Annotated in this window: 15 protein-coding genes and 1 other RNA gene; 13 read left to right on the forward strand and 3 right to left on the reverse strand. The window is 61.2% G+C overall.

Features of this window, described 5'->3' with window-relative positions; genetic code table 11:
* Positions 1–37: 37 nt before the first annotated feature.
* From U5822_RS14415 to U5822_RS14425, 3 genes are read right to left on the reverse strand one after another with little or no spacing between them, the layout of a single operon-like run.
* Entirely contained in the window at positions 38–985 is a 948-nt protein-coding gene (locus tag U5822_RS14415) for an SDR family oxidoreductase (protein WP_322856307.1), read from the reverse strand.
* Positions 985–1,800, reverse strand: coding sequence for a lysophospholipid acyltransferase family protein (locus U5822_RS14420; RefSeq protein WP_322856308.1), 816 nt, complete (start codon positions 1,798–1,800; stop codon positions 985–987). The genes U5822_RS14415 and U5822_RS14420 overlap by 1 nt, the downstream gene beginning before the upstream one ends.
* 37 nt (positions 1,801–1,837) lie before the next feature.
* Positions 1,838–2,758: a D-hexose-6-phosphate mutarotase gene (locus U5822_RS14425; RefSeq protein WP_322856309.1), complete on the reverse strand. Its 921-nt coding sequence runs from the start codon at positions 2,756–2,758 to the stop codon at positions 1,838–1,840.
* Positions 2,759–2,873: 115 nt separating this feature from the next.
* Between U5822_RS14425 and U5822_RS14430 the strand changes: the two genes are divergently transcribed.
* From U5822_RS14430 to U5822_RS14490, 13 genes are all read left to right on the forward strand, one after another.
* Positions 2,874–3,575 carry a 2OG-Fe(II) oxygenase gene (locus tag U5822_RS14430; RefSeq protein ID WP_322856310.1) on the forward strand — a complete coding sequence of 234 codons (702 nt, stop codon included), beginning with the start codon at positions 2,874–2,876 and terminating at the stop codon, positions 3,573–3,575.
* A gap of 124 nt (positions 3,576–3,699) precedes the next feature.
* Positions 3,700–3,796, forward strand: an RNA gene (ffs, locus tag U5822_RS14435) — signal recognition particle sRNA small type.
* A gap of 154 nt (positions 3,797–3,950) precedes the next feature.
* Positions 3,951–5,954: a DNA polymerase III subunit gamma/tau gene (gene dnaX / locus U5822_RS14440; protein WP_322856311.1), complete on the forward strand. Its 2,004-nt coding sequence runs from the start codon at positions 3,951–3,953 to the stop codon at positions 5,952–5,954.
* A gap of 4 nt (positions 5,955–5,958) precedes the next feature.
* Entirely contained in the window at positions 5,959–6,282 is a 324-nt protein-coding gene (locus U5822_RS14445; protein WP_322856312.1) for a YbaB/EbfC family nucleoid-associated protein, read from the forward strand.
* A gap of 37 nt (positions 6,283–6,319) precedes the next feature.
* Positions 6,320–6,922, forward strand: a complete 603-nt coding sequence (gene recR / locus U5822_RS14450) for a recombination mediator RecR (RefSeq protein ID WP_322856313.1) — start codon at positions 6,320–6,322, stop codon at positions 6,920–6,922.
* A gap of 19 nt (positions 6,923–6,941) precedes the next feature.
* Entirely contained in the window at positions 6,942–8,090 is a 1,149-nt protein-coding gene (locus tag U5822_RS14455; RefSeq protein WP_322856314.1) for a ribonuclease D, read from the forward strand.
* The gene (locus U5822_RS14460) at positions 8,087–8,380 is read left to right on the forward strand and encodes a YcgL domain-containing protein (protein ID WP_322856315.1); all 294 of its coding nucleotides are present in this window, start codon (positions 8,087–8,089) and stop codon (positions 8,378–8,380) included. The genes U5822_RS14455 and U5822_RS14460 overlap by 4 nt, the downstream gene beginning before the upstream one ends.
* Positions 8,377–8,823: a YcgN family cysteine cluster protein gene (locus U5822_RS14465; protein ID WP_322856316.1), complete on the forward strand. Its 447-nt coding sequence runs from the start codon at positions 8,377–8,379 to the stop codon at positions 8,821–8,823. The genes U5822_RS14460 and U5822_RS14465 overlap by 4 nt, the downstream gene beginning before the upstream one ends.
* Positions 8,823–9,167, forward strand: a complete 345-nt coding sequence (locus U5822_RS14470) for a hypothetical protein (RefSeq protein WP_322856317.1) — start codon at positions 8,823–8,825, stop codon at positions 9,165–9,167. The genes U5822_RS14465 and U5822_RS14470 overlap by 1 nt, the downstream gene beginning before the upstream one ends.
* Positions 9,168–9,212: 45 nt before the next feature.
* Positions 9,213–11,327, forward strand: a complete 2,115-nt coding sequence (locus tag U5822_RS14475) for a VWA domain-containing protein (protein WP_322856318.1) — start codon at positions 9,213–9,215, stop codon at positions 11,325–11,327.
* Positions 11,328–11,341: 14 nt separating this feature from the next.
* A complete protein-coding gene (locus U5822_RS14480; protein ID WP_322856319.1) occupies positions 11,342–12,184 on the forward strand; it encodes an AAA family ATPase in 843 nt (280 codons plus the stop codon).
* Positions 12,185–12,206: 22 nt separating this feature from the next.
* A complete protein-coding gene (locus U5822_RS14485) occupies positions 12,207–13,385 on the forward strand; it encodes a vWA domain-containing protein (protein WP_322856320.1) in 1,179 nt (392 codons plus the stop codon).
* Between the two features lie 382 nt (positions 13,386–13,767).
* Positions 13,768–14,265 carry an AraC family transcriptional regulator gene (locus tag U5822_RS14490; RefSeq protein WP_322856321.1) on the forward strand — a complete coding sequence of 166 codons (498 nt, stop codon included), beginning with the start codon at positions 13,768–13,770 and terminating at the stop codon, positions 14,263–14,265.
* Positions 14,266–14,271: the final 6 nt, after the last annotated feature.

Raw genomic sequence — 14,271 nt, forward strand, 5'->3', positions numbered from 1 at the left:
GTGAGTGGCGTCTGCTCCCTGACGGCTGACTCCCTGGCTAAACCGGTTTCTTGTTGTCCCGGTAGAACCGGAAGATCTCCTTGAGCGGTCGTCTGGGCTGAAAGCCAAATTCCCGGGCAAAGGCTCGACCGTCGATTACTACAGGATACTTGAAAAACGCCATCAGGTACGACGGAAAACTTCTCAGCTTGAGTGTGCGCAGGATCAGACTTGGCACCACCGGCGGCACCGAGGGGATGGGAATCCGTCGGCAGTCACAGAGTTTCAGGGCGTGCTGGTACGCCACCCAGTCCTGGGGCGCAACGTTGAAAACCCCGCGGATCTGTTTCTCATAGGCGAGCACAATGGCGTCGGCCATGTCGTCGATGTGGATGAACTGCATCATCGGCGAGAATCCGGCCAGGACCGGCGCCCGCTCGCTCGCGAGCAGGGTGCTGATGGTATTGCGCACCCCCGGCCCCACGATGTTGCAGGGCCGAAGGATGGTGATGTTGAGCTCCGGGTAGCGCCAGAGGTAGATGTTGGCCAGGTTTTCCAGCTCTACCGAGTCGATCAGGTCGGCGCTCAGGCCCGCGCTTTTCAGGGGCGCGGACTCGTCGATCAGGGCCGGGTTGTAGGCCACGGCGCCATAGACGTGGAAGGTCGAGAGCACGACCACCCGCTTGATGCCGTACTTATGGCTCAGATCCAGCAGTTTCTGGGTGCCCAGCACATTGGCGTTGTACCGCCGCATGCGGGTGAGCTGGCTCGACATGATGCGGCCCATGTGGATCACCCCGTCGAACTCGTAGCGGCGAAACAGGTCCTCGAAGCCCCGCTTGTTGAAGTCGATGCAGTAACTGGGAATGTCGTCCCCAAGGTACACCTGCTCCCGGAAATCCACCGCCACCAGGTCGCACTGGTCCCTGAGCTGATCGATTACCTGTTGCGCCAGCGCACCGGCCGCGCCGGTCACGAGAATATGCGGCCTGCGATGCTCGGTCATCAGAACAACCTCTTTCGTTCGCTCAATCCCTTGTCGATCAGGCGACTGATCTCCGCCTTGACCGTTTCCACCCGTTCGGCCACCTGTTCCTCCGGAATCTCGCGGTCGTCGAAATACATCGGATCGCCAAAATTGAGGTGGACCTTGGCCGGCAACACCACCGGCAGCGCCAGTGGCGCGTAGGGAATGCCCAGACTCTTGGCCAGCGGCTTGATGTTGGCGATGGCGGGAATGGTTTCCTCGCAGCCGACCACGCCGACGGGCACGATGGGCGCCTTGTACTTCATGGCCAGGTGCATGAAGCCATTGCCAAACCGTTTCAGTTGATAGCGGTCCCGGTAAAGCTTGCCGGAGCCGCGAATGCCTTCGGGAAAAACGATCACGGCTTCGTTATTGGCCAGCATCTTGGCGCAGTTCACCGGGTCGCCCAGAACCGCGCCCACTTCGTTCAACAGGTTGCCGAGCCAGGGCACGGTTGGAAAAAACCGTTCAATCATGGCGCGGGGCATGCGTGGATTTTCCGCCCGGGACGCCAGCGCGTAGCCGATCAGCAGCCCATCGATGGGCAACTGGCCGCTGTGGTTGGCGATGATCAGCACCGGTCCCTCGGCCGGGATTTTCTCCACGCCCCGGGCCTGGACCCGAAAGTATTTCTCGTAGATCTGGCGGGTGAGCGCGAGTCCGTATTTCACGGCCTCGTTGTTGTAGCCCCACGGGTCGTAGCCCAGTGAGCCGATGGGCTTGCGTATCCGGTTTACCTGCTGATCCAGGTCTGCAGGCACCAGCCTGGACTTTAGAAACGATGCCAGACTCATGCTGACTCCCTGTTGGTTGGCGAAAGCGTAAAAGCGGTTAGCCGCGGCCGATCAGAACGCCCAGTGTGTGGCTCTGGCCCTCGTTCAGCACCCGGTAGTCGCCCGCCGCATTGGCGGTTTCGACACACAGCATCTTTTTCCAGGCCTGATCGGGAAAGTCGGACAGCCGGGCGGCTTTCTCCGGGCCCGGGTTCCAGACCACGGTGGAGTCGCTGCCCACCGTGCGAAGCTTGCGACTGCCCCGGGGCGTGACGATGGTCAGGGGCTCGCCGCTCTCGTAGATGCGGTCCACCTCGCCGTCGAAGTACACCGGGCCGTCCTGGCTGCGGTAATCCCATTCCTGCAGGGTGTCGATGTAGTTGGACTGGCCCAGGCCGAGTACCCGGCTGCGGCTGATGTCGGCCGTGGGGAAGTAGCTGTGCAGGGCCTGGCTGAAGGCCAGGGGTTCGGAGCTGAGGTTGGTGGTGGTGAGTGCAATCTGGCAGCCGCGTACGGAAAAATTGAAGGTCATCAGGGCCAGCGCGTGCCCGCTCCATAAGTCCCGAAAATCCTCGTTGGCATCCAGGGACAGACTGATCTCCACTTCGTGGGCGCTTTCCCGAACGTCCTCCAATTTCCACAGTGCGGTGCGCGCGAATCCGTGGGCCTGGCTGGCGTGAATGCGCCTCTTCACCTCGGGGGCATTGCGCTCGGGCGCTCCGAACCAGGGCCAGCACACCGGAACGCCGCCGCGGATGGCCCGGCCTGGTTCCAGTCGCGCCGTTTCGCTCAGCCACAGCCAGTCGGCTTCGTCCCGGGGGGCGAAGTGGGTCAGGTGGGCGCCTTGCAGGAAAACCGTAGCCCTGAACAGGGGATGGTTGACGTCCAGGGCTTCAAGCTGGCCCACGGTACGCCAGCGGGTAAAGGACCATTGACCGGGAGACAGGGAGACGGGGGGCCGGTTACTGCTTTCTGACATGGTTCGAATCGGGCTTCCTGGGTTACGGGTATTTGCCTACACAGAGAGTAAATTAAAACTCCCGTTCCGGCGAGAACTGAGCCTAAAATACCGCCAAGTTTTCAGGGAGACTGCCATGAATCCATCCACCGTTGTTCCGCTGGGAAACCCTCAGCTCGTTGCCTCAGGCAGTGAGCCCGCTGCCAACCTTGAGGCCGGGCAATGGCTGGACGATCTGGCGGACGGCCTGAGTGAGCACGGCTGGGTCAGCCTTGATGTCCAGGATCTGCTCGGCCGGGAACTGCTCGATGCGCTGGCCTCCGAGGTCACCATACTGGACCGGTCGAACGCCATGAAACGGGCCGGCATAGGGCGGGGCAGCGATCCGGTCAGGGACCGGTCGGTGCGTCGGGACAAGATTGCCTGGCTTCAGGGGGTCAGCGCGCCGCAAGCGGCCCTGTTCAGGTTCCTGGATGAGCTCCGGCTCGGCCTGAACCAGCGTCTGTTCCTTGGTCTGAAGCGGTTTGAGAGCCATTACGCCACCTATCACCCCGGTGATTTCTACCGCAAGCACGTGGACAGCTTCCAGGGGCGGGCGTCGCGCGTGGTCAGTCTGGTGCTGTATCTGAACGACGGCTGGCACTCGGTCGATGGTGGCGAGCTCCAGATTTTCAATCGTGAGAACGACGCGGAGGTCTGCGCGCAGGTACTGCCGGAGGCGGGCCGCATGGTGGTGTTTCTGAGCGAGGAAATTCCGCATGAGGTCATGCCGGCACACCGCACTCGGCACAGCCTGGCTTGCTGGTTCCGGCAGGACGAAATTCCCTTGCCGCTCTAGGCCGCCCGATCCCGGCGCCGGTGATTTTCAATGCTGGCGCAATTGCCGTTGTAGTCCGCAAACCCTTTTGCTACTATGCGCGCCGCTTTCGGGGAATTGTCCCGAAACGCCGTTATGGTGGCCCCATTGGTGCCTCCGCAACATGAAACCGTGAACTCGGTCAGGCCCGGAAGGGAGCAGCCGCAGCGGTGGAATTGTGTGCCGGGGTGTCGCTGGTGGGGTCACCCCCAGATCTTCCCCTCCTGCAGTTTTTTTCCAGAATCGAATCGATCCGTTGGCACTGGTCCGACGCTGAGGTCCAGCGCCGATCTCCGCTTCTTATCAAGTCGGGTCCATGCTAAGGTTAAGCCCATTTTTCACAGCAGTTGACGGAACATGAGCTACCAGGTACTTGCCCGCAAATGGCGCCCGAAAACCTTCGAAGACATGGTCGGACAGGAGCATGTGCTCCAGGCCCTGATCCATGCCCTGGAAAACCAGCGCCTGCACCACGCCTATCTGTTCACCGGCACCCGGGGGGTAGGCAAGACCACCATCGGTCGCCTGCTGGCGCGATGCCTCAACTGCGAGACCGGAATCACACCCCGCCCCTGCGGCGAGTGCACCAGCTGCACGGAAATCCAGGAAGGGCGGTTTGTTGATCTGATCGAAATCGACGCGGCGTCCCGCACCGGTGTCGATGACATGCGTGAACTCACGGACAACGTGCAGTACGCGCCGACTCGAGGCCGGTATAAGGTGTACCTGATCGACGAGGTGCACATGCTCACCAACCAGTCGTTCAACGCCTTCCTGAAAACCCTGGAAGAGCCGCCCGAGCACGTCAAATTCCTGTTGGCGACCACCGATCCCCAGAAGCTTCCGGTCACCGTCCTGTCGCGCTGTCTGCAGTTCAATCTCAAGCGCATGACCCCGGAGCACATTGCCGGGCACCTGCAGCACGTGCTGACCGAGGAGCAGGTGCCATTCGAGGAACCGGCGTTGTGGTTGCTGGCCCGGGCCGCCGACGGCAGCATGCGGGACGCTCTGAGCCTGACCGATCAGGCCATAGCTTTTGGCAACCAGAGACTGGCCGCCAGCGATGTTAGCAACATGCTGGGCACCATCGATCAGCGCGACATTGAGCGTCTGGTCAATGCGCTGGTCGAGCGGGACGGACCGGGCTTGTTGTCGGAAATCGGCCGGATATCCGACTTTGCGCCGGATTACAGTGTGATCCTGGCCGACCTGCTGTCCCTGTTCCACCGGGTCACCATGGAGCAGGTCGTGCCGGGGAGTGCCGATAACGCCCTGGGGGACGCCGAGCAGGTCCAGGCCTTGGCCCGCCGCCTGAGCGCCGAAGACGCGCAGTTGTTCTATCAGGCAGCATTGATGGGACGAAAAGACCTGGCGGTTACCCCGGACGCCCGCATGGGCTTCGAGATGACCCTGCTTCGGATGTTGGCCTTCCGGCCTGGCGCCGATCGCCGGGAACCGCCGGCGGTCGCTTCAGCTTCTCAGACAACATCGTCAGAGTCCCGGGACGAACCCGAGCCTGGACCAGCCGCGTCCTCGCCGACCGAGGTCGGCGAACCTGCCCGGCAAATGGCGCCGGCGGAGCCGGTTGCAGCGCCCGCGGATACGGCCCCGACGGCGGCCGCGCCTGAGCCCCAGCCGGAATCCGAGCCCAATTCTAATCCCAATCCAGAATCTGAACCTCAACCGGTGGATTCGACCAGTACCGGGAACGGCCCAGGGCCGGAGCAGCCTGGGGACGACTCCTGGCTGGCCAGTCTCGACGCCCAGGCCGATGCCATGGAGGCGGGGCCGTCCGAGGTGCCGAACGCGGACCCCGAGCCACCGGTTGCACCCGACCCAGACCCCGTGCCCGCTCCTGCGGCGACCCCGTCGGCCTCCCCCGCGCCGTCTGAACCAAGGCCAGAGCCTGCACCTGAGCCCAAAGCCGAAGCCACGGCCTCAATCGCCCCGGATCCCGTGCCCGAGGCCAGCGGTGATTTTGTCTGGGAGCGCGACTTCCGATCCCTGGAAATCGTCGGAATGCCCGGCAATCTGGCCAGTCATGGTGCGCTGTCCTGGGACGGCGACACCGTGGTGCTGACCATCGACGAGGGCCACGCCCGGTTGCTGAACGCCCGCCATGAGGAAAAAATCCTGGCTGGCTTGAGAAATCGCTTCGGCGCTACCACAGAATTACGTATTGAGGCCGGTGAGCCCGGTCCGCACACGCCCGCTGCCTACGAGGAGCGCCTGCGCAAGGCGCGTCAGCAGGCCGCCGAGGAGTCCATCAGACAGGATCCGGCGGTGCAGTCCATCGTTGAACGATTCGAGGCCCGGGTAGTCGAAGACAGTATCCGGCCAATCGAGACAAGCAGGAGATAGCCAGATGATGAACAATATGGGCGACCTGATGAAAAAGGCCCAGAAGATGCAGGAAGAAATGCAGAAGGCCCAGGAGGAAATCGCCAAAGCCGAAGTGACCGGTGAGGCCGGGGCTGGCCTGGTCAAGGTCACCATGAACGGGCGTCACGATGTCCGCAAGGTGGACATTGATCCCTCGCTGATGTCCGAGGACAAGGACATCCTGGAAGATCTGCTGGCCGCCGCCGTGAACGATGCCGTGCGTCGGGTCGAGGCGAACCAGAAGGACAAGATGTCCGGCATGATGTCCGGCATGGGTATGCCTCCCGGCTTCAAGATGCCGTTTTAACCCGGACCGGGACCGAATCACAGCTTGAGGACTCTACATGGCATTTAGCCCACTGGTTGATGAATTGGTCGAATCCCTCCGGTGTCTGCCCGGCGTTGGCCAGAAAACCGCCCAGCGCATGGCCTTTCACCTGTTGGAGCGGGGCCGGACTGGCGGGACACGGCTGGCGGACGCGCTGGGTCAGGCCATGACCGGGGTCCGACGTTGCACCAGTTGCCAGAATTTTGCCGACACCGAGATTTGCGGTATCTGCGACAACCCGGTTCGCCGTACTGGCAGCCTCTGCGTGGTTGAAAGTCCCTCCGATCTCTTGGCCATCGAGCAGGCGGGGGATTATCGAGGTGGCTATTTTGTCCTGATGGGCCACCTCTCGCCGATTGATGGCGTGGGCCCGGAGGAAATTGGTATCGAGCGGCTGTTGCAGCGGGTTGAGGATGAAAACATCAGCGAACTGATCCTGGCCACCAACCCCACCGTGGAAGGGGAGGCGACTGCTCACTACATCGCCGACCGCCTCGATGGCCGGGACATCCTCATCACCCGTCTTGCCCACGGCATCCCGGTCGGCGGTGAGCTCGGCTATGTCGATGGCTTCACTCTGACCCACGCCTTCCGAGGCCGAAAGCCTCTGTCCGACTAAGCAACCACCAGGCAGTTCTATGACTTCGAAAACCCCGGCTGTTGACGTCCCACCGGCCCCCGACACCATTAACTGGCTCCGGGAGCCCGCCGAGCTCGACCGTTGGCTGGAACGGGTGTCCGGGGAGCGCCTGTCACTGGATACCGAATTCGAGCGGGTGAACACCTTCTACCCGATCCCGGGTCTGGTCCAGCTCGGTATCGACGGCGATTATTGCCTGATCGATCCCGAGGTGGCGGCGGCGTCCACCCGGTTCAAGGAGGTGCTGGCGGACGCGAACACGCCAAAGCTGCTCTACGCCATGAGCGAGGACCTGGAACTGTTTCGGCACTGGCTCGGCGTTGAGATTCGGGGGGTGCTGGATTTGCAGATTGGCGCTGCGTTGGCCGGCGCCGGCTTCTCCCTCGGCTACGCCAAACTGGTGGAATCGCTGTTTGGCGAGAGCCTCGACAAGTCCGCCACGCGCTCTGACTGGCTGGCCAGACCCCTGAGTGACGCGCAACAGCGCTACGCGGTGGACGACATTCGCTTTCTCGAACCGATGTATCATTGGGTCCGGTCCCAGCTTGAACAACGGGGTCTGGAGTACGCCCTGGCTGAGGAATCGACCCGCTTTGCCGAGGAACTGGCGGGCCAGGAAGAAATTGCCGATCACTACCTGAAGCTGCGTGGAGGCTGGACCTTGAGCCCTAGGCAGCAGGGCGTGCTTCGAGCCCTGGCGCACTGGCGCGAGCAGGAGTGCCGGCGCTTGGATCGCCCGCGTAATCGCGTGCTGGCGGACGCGCTGTTGATCGCCATTGCCGACCGGATGCCAGCAAGCCGCCGCGCCCTGGCCGACATCCAGGGTGTACCTTCCGGCGCCGTACGACGTTACGGCGATGCTTTGATCGAACTGATTGGTGAAGCCCGGGACGCCGATCACGCCAACATCGAACCGATTTCACCGCCCCTGACCCGGGACCAGCAAACCCTGTTCAAAACCCTGAAACGGCAGTTCAGAACCGCTGCGGAGACCGCGGATGTGCCGATCGAACTGTTGGCGCCGCGCAAGCGCCTGGAGAAGGTGGTGCAGGACCAGACACTGTCGGGCCAGGTGTTCTTCCAGGGCTGGCGCGAACAGATCCTGGCTCCGGTCAGGGCAAACATCGAGGAACTACTGACATCATGAAAGACCGCCAATTCGTTTCCGTCTTTCGCAGCAGCAAGAAGGCAGACACCTATCTCTTCGTCCGGCGCGGGCAGGATTGGGAGGCCTTGCCGGAAAGCCTGCGGGGGATTTTCGGGGCGCCAGTTCATTCCATGGATCTGGTGCTGACTCCGGATCGCAAGCTCGCCCGTACCACCGGTGAGCAGGTGTTGGCGGCGCTGGAGGAAAAGGACTTTTTCCTGCAGATGCCGGAAGAACAGGACAGTTATGTCGTGGAATTCCGCCGAAAGCTGGCGAAACGCGATTCATGATTGCCCAGATTCCCTTCTGGCAGCGTAAACGCTTGCACGAAATGACGCCGGCGGAGTGGGAATCCCTGTGCGATGGCTGCGGCAAGTGTTGCCTGAACAAGCTCGAAGACGAGGACACGGGCGAGGTCTACCACACCGATCTGGTGTGCCGGTACATGGACCAGGAAACCTGTCAGTGCACCGTCTACCGGGAGCGGTTACAGAAGGTACCCGGGTGCACCGTGCTGACACCGGACACCGTTGACGACTACCATTGGCTGCCATACACCTGCGCCTATCGCACGCTGTCGGAAGGGCGGCCGCTGGCGGACTGGCATCCGCTGCGCAGCGGCGACCCGGGGACGGTGCACGACGCAGGCGTGTCCATTCGGGACAAAGTGGTTTCTGAAACCCAGGTGCCCGAACAGGACTGGGAAGAACATATCATTCACTGGATACTGTAATGATCGATACGGACGCTCAACTAGCTTACGGAATTTTCTGGTGTGCCTACGCGGTGGCCTTCGTCGTGTTGTTTTACATGATGAAAAAACTGTTCCGTTTTTTGCCACTCTACGGTCTCAGGACGCTGCTGTTGGCGGCGCTGGTAGCATTGCTGCTGACTCCGGTGGAATCGCCGGAGCTGGCCAACTGGTGGATACCGGCCTGGCTCTACGGCGGTTATGAACAGATTCTGGGCGATGCGGATGCCGCGGGTAAGGCCTGGTTTAATCTGGGGCTTGCGGGGCTGGTGATGGTTCTGGTCTGGATTCTTGATCTGGTCCGATATCGTCTGGTTTCGCGGTAAAAGGTCGATGGGTATCAGGGAAGGGACAAGTCGTTGAGCCACATTATGCCAAAATCATTCGCACTGATTGTTTGCCTCACTTCGGTCCTGGTGTTCTCCGCCAGGGGCCAGGCCCAGGTGGCACCGGAACCCAGGTTGCCGGCCTCGACCGATGTCCGCATCATCGTGGACATCTCCGGCTCGATGAAAGACACCGACCCGAACAATCTGCGGCAACCGGCGGTACGGCTGCTTGCCCGGCTGCTGCCCGATGGCTCCACCGCAGGGCTCTGGACCTTCGGTCAGTACGTGAACATGCTCGTGCCCCATCGCGAGGTGAGCGACCAGTGGCGCGCCATCGCCATTGAGCGCTCGGAGCAGATCAATTCCGTGGCCCTGCGCACCAACCTCGGCAAGGCGATCGAGGTTGCCGGGGATGGCTATTACACCGGCGGCGTGTTGGAGAATACCCATTTCATCCTGCTCACCGACGGCAAGGTCGACATCGCCAGTGACGGCGATGCCAACCGGGCCGAAGAAACGCGGATCCTGACTCGCGTGGCACCGGCACTGATTGCACAGGGTGCCACCTTTCACCCGGTGGCCCTGTCGGCCGCCGCCGATGCCGAGTTCCTGAAGCAGCTCGCCCGGGACTCCGGTGGGCGGTTCCAGGTTGCCGAAACCGCTGACGCCTTGAGTCGTGCCTTTCTGGAAGCGCTCAATGCGGCGGCTCCCCAGGAGCAGATTCCTATCGAGGGCGATGGCTTTGCGGTGGATCAGGGCGTGTCCGAGTATACCGCCCTGGTTTTCTGGGGCGATGAGGAAACCCGGGAAACCCGACAGCTGGATCTGATTCGCCCGGACGGCACGACGGTGACCCTGGCCGACTTGCCTGCCAACGTGCAATGGTCCAGGGAGTCAGGGTACGACCTGATGACCGTCACCGAACCTATGGCCGGCCAATGGCGCCTCAACGGCGAACTGGGCGAGGGCAGCCGCGTTACCGTGGTCAGTGACTTGCGCATGGCGGTGAGTCCGGTACCGGCGAGCTTTTCCGAGGAGTCGCCTATCGACTTGCAGGTCGCCTTCTTTGAAGACGGTGAGAAAATCACCAACCCGGATTTCCTGCGGGTGCTGGACATCGAATTGCGGATCACCTCCGAGGACGGTCGCAGTGGCAGCAAGCAGCTCTCGGGAACCGAGCCGCCTGAGGATGGGGTCTATACGGATACCATCAGCCGGTTGCCGGCGGCAGGCAGTTACCAGCTGGAGGTGGTGGCAGACGGTCGGACCTTTGGCCGCAAGTTCACTGCGACCACCGGTTTTGTTGCGCCGGCTGGGGAGCCGTCCGCGAGCCAGGAAGGGCTTCTGGCAGAGGCGTCTGAGCCAGAGCCTGCCGAGTCGGACCTGCCCGGGCCCGAGGAACCGTCTGACGGTTCAGAAGAAGACCCGGCTGCTGACGAGGTCCCGGTTGCGGACATAACCAGCCCGATTGATGTCAGCCAGGCCGAGCAGCCTCAGGTTGTCGAGCCGACCGAGCCGGCGCAGGACCAGGGGAGCGCGGACGACGGAGCGGATAAGAACGACTGGCCGGTGCCACTGTGGTCGCTGGGCGCTGGCGCCGGTGGCGTGGGTTTGATGGCCCTGGTCTGGCTGGCCTTGCGTAAGCGACAACCCCGGAGTGATGCGCAATCCGAGGCCGGTGCCGAGCGCGAGACGGCGGAAGATGTCGAGGAACCCCAGGATCCGGAACCGGAGCCGGTGGTTGCGCCCGAGCCGGAGGCAGCAGCCGACGACCCGGCTGACACTGACGAAGACATTCCGGAAGTCACCCAGGAGGCTGAGTCCGAAGCCGAGGGACCGGACCTGGAAGCCCTGTACGACGACAACTCCGACGACGACATTCCGGTTGCTGAAGCGGTGGTTGAACCGGAAGCTGTACCAGAGCCAGAGCCAGAGCCAGAGCCAGAGCCAGAGCCAGAGCCAGAGCCAGAGCCAGAGCCAGAGCCAGAGCCAGAGCTGAGTGATTCCGCTGACGACAGCGACGAGGAAGAGTTTGGCCTGGACGACTTTGATCTGTCCGAATTTGACGACCTTCCCGATTACGATGAGGGCGATCTGGACCTGCCGGACGAAGAGCCGAAACGCAAGCCAGACGACCCCGAACAAAAAAGTAACTGACAGGAACCAAGCCCATGAAGTTTACCGGTACCGAAAAATACGTAGCCACGGATGACCTGCAAATGGCCGTTAACGCCGCGATCTCGCTGCAGCGCCCGCTGCTGATCAAAGGCGAGCCGGGAACCGGCAAGACCTTGCTGGCAGAAGAGATGGCCTCGGCGCTCGGCATGAAGCTGATTCCCTGGCACATCAAGTCCACCACCAAGGCCCAACAGGGGCTCTACGAATACGACGCGGTTTCCCGCCTGCGTGATTCCCAGTTGGGCGACGAGAAGGTCAAGGACATCCGCAATTACATCGTCAAGGGCAAGCTGTGGGAAGCCTTCGAAGCCGATGAGCAGGTTGTTCTGTTGATCGACGAGATCGACAAGGCCGACATTGAATTTCCGAACGACCTGTTGCTGGAACTCGACCGCATGGAGTTCTACGTTTATGAGACGCAGGAGTTCGTAAAGGCCAAGCACCGGCCGATCGTGGTCATCACCAGTAACAATGAAAAGGAACTGCCGGACGCCTTCCTGCGTCGCTGTTTCTTCCATTACATCAGTTTCCCCGATCACGACACCATGAAGGACATCGTGGATGTGCACTTCCCGGGGCTTCAGCAAGCGATCGTGCGCGACGCCCTGGAAGTGTTTTTCGACGTGCGCAAGGTGCCAGGGCTGAAGAAGAAGCCGTCGACTTCAGAACTGATCGACTGGCTCAAACTGCTGATGGCGGACGAATTGTCTGCGAAAATGCTTCAGGAGAAAGACACCAGTTCGGCGTTGCCACCGCTGTACGGCGCACTGGTGAAGAACGAGCAGGATGTTCACTTGCTGCAGAAACTGGCATTCATGGCCCGTCGTCGCAGCTAACACCCGGCAAGAGTCTGGTTTTATGTTGATTGATTTTTTTCTCGAAGTGCGGCGGGCGAAGGTGCCCGCGAGCCTGCGCGAATTCCTGGATCTGCTGGAGGCCTTGCAGAATCGTCTGGCCTTTGCCGATATGGAGGAGTTCTATTACCTGGCACGTTTGTGTCTGGTAAAGGACGAGCGCCATTTCGATAAGTTTGACCGCGCGTTCAAAGCCTACTTCGAAGGCATCGAAAACCTGGAAGACCTGATGGAGATGTTGATCCCGGACGACTGGCTGCGCGCCGAGTTCGAGAAACATCTGACCGAGGAGGAAAAGGCGAAAATCGATAGCCTGGGCGGACTTGAGGAGTTGATCGACACCTTCAAGAAGCGCATGGAGGAGCAGAACGAGCGCCACGCCGGGGGTAACAAGTGGATTGGCACTGGCGGCACCTCGCCGTTCGGCGCCGATGGCTATAACCCCGAGGGCTTCCGCATCGGTCAGAAGGGCGGTCGCCAGGGCCGGGCGGTCAAGGTCTGGGAAAAACGGGCGTTCAAGGATCTGGACGACAGCATCACCCTGGGCATTCGCAACATCAAGGTGGCCTTGCGGCGTCTGCGCAAGTTCGCCCGCCAGGGCGCGGCCGAGCAGTTGGACATGGACGACACCATCCGTTCTACCGCCCGAAACGCCGGTTACCTCGATCTGAAAATGGTTCCCGAGCGTCACAATGCGGTCAAGGTACTGATTTTCTTCGATGTTGGTGGCTCCATGGATCCGCACGTGCGGGTCTGCGAGGAACTCTTCTCAGCGGCGCGTCTCGAGTTCAAACACATGGAGTACTTCTACTTTCATAACTTTATCTATGAAAGCGTCTGGACCAACAACGTCCGGCGGATGAACGAGACGACCAGTACCTGGGACATCCTTCACAAGTACTCGCCGGATTACAAAGTGATCTTTGTCGGAGATGCGACCATGGCGCCCTACGAGATTTCGCACCCGGGCGGCTCCATCGAACATTGGAACGAGGAGGCCGGCGCCACATGGTTCCAGCGAGTTTCCGAGCATTTCCGCAAGGTGGTCTGGCTCAACCCGCTGCCTGAGAACTATTGGGGCAACGGCGGATCCCTGGGGATGACGCGCCAGCTCGTCAACGAGCACATGTACCCGCTCACCATCGATGGCCTCGAGTCGGCCATGAAGCATCTGAGCAAATAAAAAAAGCCGATGCGGTTGAGTGCATCGGCCAAGCTCGGCATATCAAGCGGGGTTTCCTGAAAGGCACCCCGCGATTCCCACCAATGCAGTTTCAATACCACTCCTCAAAAAATGTAGAAAAACAGAAGGTTGCGGCAGCCAAAAAACAACTGCATCAAATCTGTCACACCGAACCCGTCTTACCTGTAAAAAATATCGACATTTATCTTGATTGCCCGCACGGTTTTTCCATTTGGTGATCTGCATACCGTTCTTGCCGTTTACCAAATGTTACGCTTCCTGCCAGCTTGTTACATAAGAACAAACGTCGGCAGGCAGGAGGCACCCGGGAATCATGCTCGGCACAAGGACAGCACCAACAGGCCGGATTCACTCAACAGGCTTGGCCGCGCTCATCGCCCTGGCATTCAGTCTGGGCGCACCGCTGGCCCGGGCCTCAGAGCTTGATCACGAGATCGACCAACTGAAGGCGCAGGTGGCCCAGCACTCGGCCGCCGTGTATACGTTTGAGCAAAAGATCCTTTATCCGGCCAGTACCCGTCTCGCCGTGTTCCTGACCCAGGTCGGGCAGGCCGCCCTGAGCCTGGATGCCGTCGAACTCTTTCTGAACGGACAGCCGGTTACCAGTCATCTCTACAGCGAACGCGAGCGCGACTCCCTGGAGCAGGGCGGGGTCCAGCAACTATTTGTCGGCAACCTGCCCAACGGTGAGCACGAACTCAAAATCGTGGTCAGTGCCCGTTCGGTGAAGGACACCTATGTCCGCAGGGAAGCCATTCATCGGTTTGAAAAACGTCCGGGGAGTACTCGCCTGCAATTGAGTCTCGATGCCCCGGCCCCGGACTTTGCCCCCCGCGTTTCCCTGGTGGATTGGAAGTAATTCGCC

It is taken from the genome of Marinobacter qingdaonensis (genome assembly GCF_034555935.1).
In the GTDB taxonomy this organism is placed as follows: Bacteria; Pseudomonadota; Gammaproteobacteria; order Pseudomonadales; family Oleiphilaceae; genus Marinobacter; species Marinobacter qingdaonensis.

Coding starts and splice junctions, on each gene's coding strand:
- U5822_RS14415 (WP_322856307.1), bottom strand. CDS start 985: ATGACCGAGCATCGCAGGCCGCATATTCTCGTGACCGGCGCGGCCGGT.
- U5822_RS14420 (WP_322856308.1), bottom strand. CDS start 1,800: ATGAGTCTGGCATCGTTTCTAAAGTCCAGGCTGGTGCCTGCAGACCTG.
- U5822_RS14425 (WP_322856309.1), bottom strand. CDS start 2,758: ATGTCAGAAAGCAGTAACCGGCCCCCCGTCTCCCTGTCTCCCGGTCAA.
- U5822_RS14430 (WP_322856310.1), top strand. CDS start 2,874: ATGAATCCATCCACCGTTGTTCCGCTGGGAAACCCTCAGCTCGTTGCC.
- dnaX (WP_322856311.1), top strand. CDS start 3,951: ATGAGCTACCAGGTACTTGCCCGCAAATGGCGCCCGAAAACCTTCGAA.
- U5822_RS14445 (WP_322856312.1), top strand. CDS start 5,959: ATGATGAACAATATGGGCGACCTGATGAAAAAGGCCCAGAAGATGCAG.
- recR (WP_322856313.1), top strand. CDS start 6,320: ATGGCATTTAGCCCACTGGTTGATGAATTGGTCGAATCCCTCCGGTGT.
- U5822_RS14455 (WP_322856314.1), top strand. CDS start 6,942: ATGACTTCGAAAACCCCGGCTGTTGACGTCCCACCGGCCCCCGACACC.
- U5822_RS14460 (WP_322856315.1), top strand. CDS start 8,087: ATGAAAGACCGCCAATTCGTTTCCGTCTTTCGCAGCAGCAAGAAGGCA.
- U5822_RS14465 (WP_322856316.1), top strand. CDS start 8,377: ATGATTGCCCAGATTCCCTTCTGGCAGCGTAAACGCTTGCACGAAATG.
- U5822_RS14470 (WP_322856317.1), top strand. CDS start 8,823: ATGATCGATACGGACGCTCAACTAGCTTACGGAATTTTCTGGTGTGCC.
- U5822_RS14475 (WP_322856318.1), top strand. CDS start 9,213: ATGCCAAAATCATTCGCACTGATTGTTTGCCTCACTTCGGTCCTGGTG.
- U5822_RS14480 (WP_322856319.1), top strand. CDS start 11,342: ATGAAGTTTACCGGTACCGAAAAATACGTAGCCACGGATGACCTGCAA.
- U5822_RS14485 (WP_322856320.1), top strand. CDS start 12,207: ATGTTGATTGATTTTTTTCTCGAAGTGCGGCGGGCGAAGGTGCCCGCG.